Here is a 7,696-nt window from a genome sequence, read left to right on the forward strand (position 1 = left end):
AGCCTTCGCCGGAGCCTTCGCTGGAGCCTTCGCCGTAGTCGGAGCCAGAGCCTTCGCCGGAGCCGGAATCGTAGCCGGAATCGGAGTCGGAGCCGGAGCCTTTACATTATTTAGCGCTTACATTGGCTGGCGTAGTTTAGCGGGAGATGAAAAAGATGCTTGGATTCGCTCATTTGCTCTCGCCTTTGCTGCGACACGTGGAACTAGCTTCCGCAATGCCGATTTAACCGATGCTGATTTTACTGGTGCAACCCTGAAAAACACAGATTTTAGAAAAGCAAACCTAACACGCACCCGTTTTTATGAAGCAAAAAAACTTGACTTTGCCAGAGTTGACGACACCATATTAACTAAATTAGCTGTTATAAAATTACTCGTCACTGGTAATGGTCGAGGAAAATCTTATGCTGGTGCAAACCTGAAAGGCGCTAACCTGATAGGTGCAGATTTAAAAGAAGCAAATCTAAAAGATGTTGATATTACAGAAGCCACGTTCCAAGGCGCTTGTTTAGAGTGGGCAAACCTAACTTTAGCTCAAGCTGTAGGTACTAACTTCACCAGCGCCCAAATGACAGGTGCTTGTGTCGAAGCGTGGAATATTGAAAGTACAACCAAATTAGATAATATAGATTGTCGCTTTATCTATCTTTTAGAACATCCCAAGCCTGAAACAGACAACCGCGAACGCCGTCCTAGTAGTGGCGAGTTTCAACTAAGAGAATTTACCAAGCTATTTGAAGAAGTTTTAAATACTGTTGATTTAATTTTCCGCAATGGCATAGACTGGAAAGCTTTTGTTAACGCCTTCCAAACAGTGCAAGACCAAAATGCAGATACAGAATTAGCTCTACAGAGTATTGAAAATAAAGGTGATAGCGTAGTAGTCGTTAAAGTTGGTGTACCTGATGGTGCTGATAAAGAAAAGATTCATAGTGATTTTACACAAAGTTATCAACTGGCATTGCAAGCTGTAAAAGAAAAATATAAAGCACAATTACAAGCTAAAGATGAGCAAATAGTCATCTATCGCCAACAAAGTGGAGAGATGGCAGAGATTGTAAAATTATTAGCGAATAAGCCGATTAATGTTCAAGTTGACAATAAAGTAGAGAATAAAAATATGACTAACAGCAATGATGCCAGCCGCAAAATTGAAATTGGCAGTGTTGGCAGAGACTTTAATGCCAGTGGACAAGCTTTGAATTTGGGCGATATTAGCGGTACGGTAACAAATACCATCAACCAGTTACCAGCATCTCCCGAACCAGATAAACCGGGAATTAAGGAATTGTTGACGCAATTACAAGCAGCAATTGAGGCTGATACAAACTTAGCTCAAGAAGATAAAGCTGAGGCATTAGAACAAGTGAAAGCTTTAGCAGAAGCGGGGAAAAGTCCTCAAGAGGGGGCGATGCAAAAGGCGGCGAAAACGGCTATAAAGATTTTAAAAGGGACAATTTCTAGTTTACCCAGTGCCACAAAGTTGGTTGAACAGTGCAGCAATCTATTGCCGTTGATTTCAAATTTTTTGGGTTTAGGATGATCCGCCGATGATTCAAATCGCGGGATAATATAGCGCTTCTTTGACCTCATTTCCATTCCTCTCTCCTAAGAGGAGAGAGGCTTTGAATCTTACTCCCCTTCCCTTATAGGGAAGGGGTTGGGGGTTAGGTCTCTATTGGACTAAACTGATAAATCGCACCTTTAGCACCCCATTCAACTCAGAGATTAAGGTAAAATTATAAATAAAAGTATTAAGAATTTTAAATAAACTAATCAATGTCCAGCATTTCTCTTGACAAAAGTAACTCTCATGTCGTCGTCATCGGTGCAGGAATAGGTGGACTGACTGCTGGAGCATTATTAGCTCATAAAGGTTACAGCGTCTTAATTTTGGATCAAGCCCTCGTACCAGGAGGCTGTGCTTCGACATTTAAACGACAGGGATTTACCTTTGATGTGGGCGCAACTCAGGTGGCGGGGTTGGAACCAGGGGGAATTCACCACCGCATTTTCTCAGAATTGTCAATAGATTTACCGCAAGCAACGCCTTGTGATCCTGCTTGTGCGGTGTATTTACCTGGGGAAAGTACACCGATTAATGTCTGGCGCGACCAAGAGAAATGGCAAGAGGAACGACAAAAACAGTTCCCCGGTAGCGAACCGTTTTGGCAATTAATGGCAACTTTATTTAATGCCAGTTGGGAATTTCAAGGACGCGATCCGGTGCTACCACCACGTAATTTATGGGATTTATGGCAGCTAGCGCAAGCAGTGCGTCCCAGTACATTAATTACCGTACCCTTCACCTTATTTACGGTAGGAGATGCTTTACGGTTATGTGGACTGGGAAATAACCAGCGACTGAGGACTTTTTTAGATTTGCAACTGAAGCTATACTCCCAGGTAGATGCAGAACAGACAGCATTACTTTATGCTGCAACAGCGTTGAGTGTATCCCAACTGCCTCAAGGATTGTTTCATCTCCAGGGAAGTATGCAAGTATTAAGCGATCGCCTGGTACAATCCTTAGAAAGAGATGGCGGCAAATTGTTGATGCGCCACACTGTAGAAGAAATCAAAGTAGAAAACGGCAAAGCTACTGCTGTTGTAATTAGAAATCAGAAAACTGGCGAAGTCTGGACAGAAGCCGCCGACCACATAGTTACTAACGTCACTGTACAAAACTTGGTGCAGTTATTGGGACAAGCCCCATCTGGATATAAAAACCGGGTGGAAAAACTGCCCCAAGCATCAAGCGCGTTTGTGGTTTATTTGGGTGTAGATGCTAGTGCGATTCCGCCTGAATGCCCTCCCCACCTGCAATTTTTGTATGATGTGAATGGCCCCATTGGCGAGAATAATTCTTTATTTGTTTCTGTCAGTCACCCTGGAGATGGTCGCGCACCTGAGGGGAAAGCGACAATTATTGCTTCTTCATTTGTCGATCCTACACAGTGGTGGCAGACTGATGATTATGAAGCACTAAAAGAAAAGTTTACCCTCCAAGCGATCGCTCGTCTTGCCCAATACTTCTATCTCAAACCAGAAACGATTATTCATCAAGAAGCCGCAACACCGCGCACCTTTGCCCATTTCACAGCCCGCGATCGCGGTATAGTTGGCGGTATTGGTCAAAGGATTCCTACCTTTGGCCCCTTTGGGTTCGCCAATCGTACACCAATCCAGCATCTGTGGTTAGTTGGTGACTCCACCCATCCAGGCGAAGGTACTGCTGGGGTGAGTTATTCGGCGCTAACGGTAGTCAGGCAAATTGAGGCGCAAAAACTGCTCAACTACCAGTAATTGAAAAGCCCTCCTTCGTTGGCAGGCAAGTTATACTTATAACTGATGACAAACGGGACAGAAAACTGATGAAATAAGATTAGTGTTGCTAATCTGGAGTAATGACAGACAGCGTTTTAATTATTGGCGGACGAGGGCGGATTGGTAGCACTGTTGCTCAGGATCTAGCTACCCATACGCAGGCACAAATTACGATTACTGGACGTTCTGCGGAGTTTGGGAAGGCTGTTAGCTTGTCTTCGGGAGGACAAGTGCAGTTTTTGGTATTGGACTTGGCAGAACTTGACAAGCTGCGAGATGCGATCGCAAACTCTAACTTAGTCATCCACTGTGCTGGCCCATTTCACTATCGAGATACTAATGTTCTCGAAACCTGTATTGCTCAAGGCGTTAATTATGTAGATGTCAGCGACCACCGTTCTTATACTAGCAAAGCTCTTAAGTTTAATGAACAAGCTGCTGCGGCTGGTGTGACAGCAATTATTAATACTGGCATTTTTCCTGGTATTTCTAATAGCATGGTACGTCAGGGAGTTGAACAATTTGATCAACCAGAAAAGATCCATTTAAGTTATTTGGTTTCGGGTTCTGGCGGTGCTGGCATTACAGTGATGCGGACAACTTTTCTTGGGTTGCAGTATCCTTTTGAAACTTGGATAGATGGAAAATGGCAGATAATCAAGCCTTATAGTGAAAGAGAAGTAGTTGAGTTTCCACCTCCCTATGGAAGCACCGGAGTATACTGGTTTGATATGCCAGAAACCTTTACACTGCCCAAAGCTTTCCCATCAGTAAAAACTGTAATTACTAAGTTTGGCTCTATTCCCGATTTTTACAATCACCTAACTTGGATTGCGGCACACGTTTTTCCCAAGTGGCTAATGCAGCGTCGTTACATGATTGAATTTCTGTCTCATGTCAGCCATTCGATGACAAATGTTACAAATAATTTTAGTGGAATTGGGGTAGCAGTTCGTTCAGAAGTTACAGGGCAAAAAAATGGTGAAACAGCCGTTTATTGTTCGACTGTAGTGCATGAGAATACAGCTGTGGCTTCTGGTTGCGGCACAGGTAGTATTGCCCAATTATTGCTAGAAGGTAAACTCAATAAACCGGGTGTTTATGCTGTGGAAGAAGCACTACCAACAAATTTATTTGAAGAGGTAATGCAAAGCCGAGGAATTAAAATTAATCACAGTTGGTTATAGCTTAATATGCTTGGGTTAAGCACACTAAGTAAAAATTTCATCTGATTTCACGAAATATTCAGATACATAGATGGGGGCGTACATTTGTACGCCTTTACTATAGGTAAAAATTAATATACCTTACGATAGAAGGAAGAACTGTACGTAAACACTTAGGATGCCTGTGAGCCTTAAATATAGAATATATTTATACATGACCAAGGCTCATAAAATAAAAAGAGGAGATTTTTTCGTGCAAAAAATTTTATTAACTTTAAAGCAAGCGTTACGTTCAAGTTTTTTGGTTGTTGGCTTAATAATTTTCATCAGCTTGTCAGCTTCCTTCATTTTCATTCAGCAAGCTAGTTATGCAACTACTCTTGAAGAATTAAAGCTAACACCCCCAGATTATAAACCAAATTCTCAAGAAAAAATTAATCGTGCTAACGAATATGACCCAGGTGTTGGTGTTGAAGAAGAAGAACGAGAAGAAGCTTATGAGGAAGCAGTAAAAGATGCAGGAAGCCTTAGTACTATGGAGGAGGCTTACGAAAGGAATTTAAAGGCTGAACAAGAAGGAAAGCCCCAAGAAAGTTTTGGTGAAAAAGCGAAAGAAGTTATTGAAAAGGTGACAGGTAAATAGTAAATATAAACCTAACCCCTAACTCCTTCTCGACAAGGGATGCAAAGTAAGATTCAAAGCCTTTCTTCGGTTTGAAGTCAGGTTTAGAAAATTAAATTGTAGGGTGTGTTATGCCAAAGGCTAACGCACCTTAAATTGTTGATGGTGTCTTACTCTCGGCGATAACGCACCCTACAAAAATTGCTTTTATTCAAATTCATCTATTGTGGTGGGAGGAGTAGTCTTTCTCTCATGAGCAAGATTACGCTCATACCACTTCATTAATGGAGTTGTGCTAATTCCATGTACAATCACCGAAACCGCAATAGTAGTGTAAGTTATCCAAGCAATTTGTTCGCCTGCTTCACCTTTTAAGCCATGACCAAACGCATAGGCAAGATAATATAAAGAACCAACACCGCGAATCCCAAACCATCCAAATAACAACCGAGTTCCTGGGTGCAAGGTTCGGCGGTGTGACTCTAGAGGACGTTTACCTATTGTGCTAATCCAAACTCCTACAGGTCTGATTATCAAGAATAACAAAATTATCACTATCAAAGATTGCCCAGCATAATTGAGCATTGGCTTTAATAATAATATTGAACCTAATAGTAAAATTGTCCCAACTTCCAGCAGCTTTTCAATTTGCTCAACAAATTCCAATTGTGCTAGCGGTTTTTCAGGATTTCTGTAACTGCGTTGGACAACTAACCCAGCAACAAAGACTGCCAGAAATCCATAGCCATTCACCATTTCTGTTAAAGAATAAGTTAGTAGAATTGTGCTGATAGCAACAAAATCTTCCATTAACTCATCAGCAGCACGGCGTTTTTGGATTCTTTGTTCAATCCAAACTATAAATTTGGCAACAACAATTCCCATAACAATACCGGCTGCGATCGCCCAAATTAAATCAACTGCAATCCACTGTTTAAACCAGTTACCCCAGTTGTCATCTTTTAACGCATGAAGACCAAAATAAACGAAAGGGAAAGCTAAAGCATCATTTAACCCACCTTCAGAAGTTAAACCAAATCTCAACTCATCTTGGTCATTTGTGCTGGTCAATTGTACTTCTGATGCTAATACTGGATCGGTAGGTGCAAGAATTGCTCCTAATAAAATTGCTTCTCCCCAATTCATCCCTAAAAACAATTTACCCACAGCAGCCAGAGCAAAAATTGAAATTGGCATCAGAAATGCAATCAATCGCACTGTAATATCCCAAACCCCCAACTTTAGAGGCCGAACAATTCTTAAACCGCAGCTAAATACAGAAATAATTACTACAAGTTCTGTTATTTTCTCCAGCATTTGGGCGTTGAAAACTTCATCTCGACGTAATTGAACCAGCCCAAAGCCGTAAGGCCCTAGAAAAATACCAACTAGTAGGTAGATAATCGCAAAAGAAAGAGGTAAGCGAGCAATCCAACCTGACCCTAATGTGACCATCAGCAGAAGTAGACCAATCACAAATAGGTCAATAATATAGATATCTACCATATAGCGATTTATATAAAAATTAGGTGTTGCTCTGTCAGCTTAGTTGCTATAGCTTTCTATTAAATTTACCTATAGACAGATTTTCTGGAATTGGAGATTGGGGATTCAGACCCGCTACCAAATTCGAGAATTATAAAGCCAGTTTAGGCTTTATTTGGGCTTAATTTTTGTTTAAGTCCCGATAGTCATTAAAAAACTACTGGCGAAGCTTTGACAGTGGGGGATTGCGGTTGTAGACAGTAGGTTGAGTAGAATAACTAGCGCTATTGCTCAACATAGTAGTGCTTATGGGGCGATCGCTTATTTGAAGGAAGCACTACGAACGAGTAAAGATGTTAAATCAGCAGAAGCTGTCTTTATGACGGCTTGCTTTCAGGGGCGATTCTCTTTGGAGAGTTAGTCAAGTTGCATCGGTAGTAATTAGACTCAGTATTTTTATTTACAAAATAAAAGCTATATATTTAGCTACAACAGCATTGATTCGGTCAAGTAGAAAAAGTGGGTTTAGTAGATGTTTTGTAGTAATCCTTAATTATGCTGTTGATAAACTGTAATTTAGTGCTTAGTACACAGTCAATATAAAACCACCAAGTCATTGAGAAAACGCAAGGTTTGGGATTGCTTCTCTAAAAGACGCGATCGGCAACACTTCGTACCCTTCTTTTAAGGGAGACGAAGACAGCGAACGGGTTCTCCAAAGGAGTACGCAATGACATTAGGACTTACGCACTGAAGCCTGAAACCTAGATCCCCCCTAGCCCCTTTAAAAAGGGGGGAACTTCTAAAGCCCCCTTTTTAAGGGGGTTGGGGGATCTGAGTGCGTAAGTCCTGGACATAAATATTTTTGCATACCCACTTACCGCTCATTTGTTGACGGGTAAATCTAGTGGCGCGGCAAGGCAACTTGGCTCTTTAAAGAGAAAGGGATAAACGGGAAAGGTTTTAATCCCTTGCCCTTTATCCTTTGAGTTTCCTCAGCCCTGACACCAATTCACTAAAATTATGAAACAGATGTAAACCCTCAACACAGGAGAAAATCATGGCTAACTCATTATTCAATTTCCTTAACCTCTCT

The 7,696-nt window shown here is 41.5% G+C and carries 6 protein-coding genes; 5 read left to right on the plus strand and 1 reads right to left on the minus strand.

Annotated features, from left to right (window positions below; genetic code table 11):
- The 4 genes from ACFFAP_RS22625 to ACFFAP_RS22640 all read left to right on the plus strand — a co-directional run.
- Positions 1-1,543, plus strand: a 1,543-nt coding sequence (locus ACFFAP_RS22625) for a pentapeptide repeat-containing protein (RefSeq protein WP_375513328.1), incomplete at its 5' end; no start/stop codon positions are given.
- A 236-nt stretch (positions 1,544-1,779) separates the two neighbouring features.
- Positions 1,780-3,306, plus strand: coding sequence for a C-3',4' desaturase CrtD (gene crtD / locus ACFFAP_RS22630; RefSeq protein WP_375513329.1), 1,527 nt, complete (start codon positions 1,780-1,782; stop codon positions 3,304-3,306).
- Between the two features lie 101 nt (positions 3,307-3,407).
- Entirely contained in the window at positions 3,408-4,514 is a 1,107-nt protein-coding gene (locus ACFFAP_RS22635) for a saccharopine dehydrogenase family protein (RefSeq protein ID WP_375513330.1), read from the plus strand.
- Positions 4,515-4,707: 193 nt separating this feature from the next.
- Positions 4,708-5,136, plus strand: coding sequence for a hypothetical protein (locus tag ACFFAP_RS22640; protein WP_375513331.1), 429 nt, complete (start codon positions 4,708-4,710; stop codon positions 5,134-5,136).
- Between the two features lie 186 nt (positions 5,137-5,322).
- Here ACFFAP_RS22640 and ACFFAP_RS22645 read toward each other — a convergent pair whose 3' ends face one another.
- Positions 5,323-6,621, minus strand: a complete 1,299-nt coding sequence (locus ACFFAP_RS22645; RefSeq protein WP_375513332.1) for a cation:proton antiporter — start codon at positions 6,619-6,621, stop codon at positions 5,323-5,325.
- A 244-nt stretch (positions 6,622-6,865) separates the two neighbouring features.
- Here ACFFAP_RS22645 and ACFFAP_RS22650 point away from each other — a divergent pair, with 244 nt between their 5' ends.
- Entirely contained in the window at positions 6,866-7,021 is a 156-nt protein-coding gene (locus ACFFAP_RS22650; RefSeq protein WP_375513333.1) for a hypothetical protein, read from the plus strand.
- The last annotated feature ends 675 nt before the right edge of the window (positions 7,022-7,696 follow it).

The organism is uncultured Nostoc sp. (genome assembly GCF_964245575.1).
Classification (GTDB): Bacteria; Cyanobacteriota; Cyanobacteriia; order Cyanobacteriales; family Nostocaceae; genus Nostoc.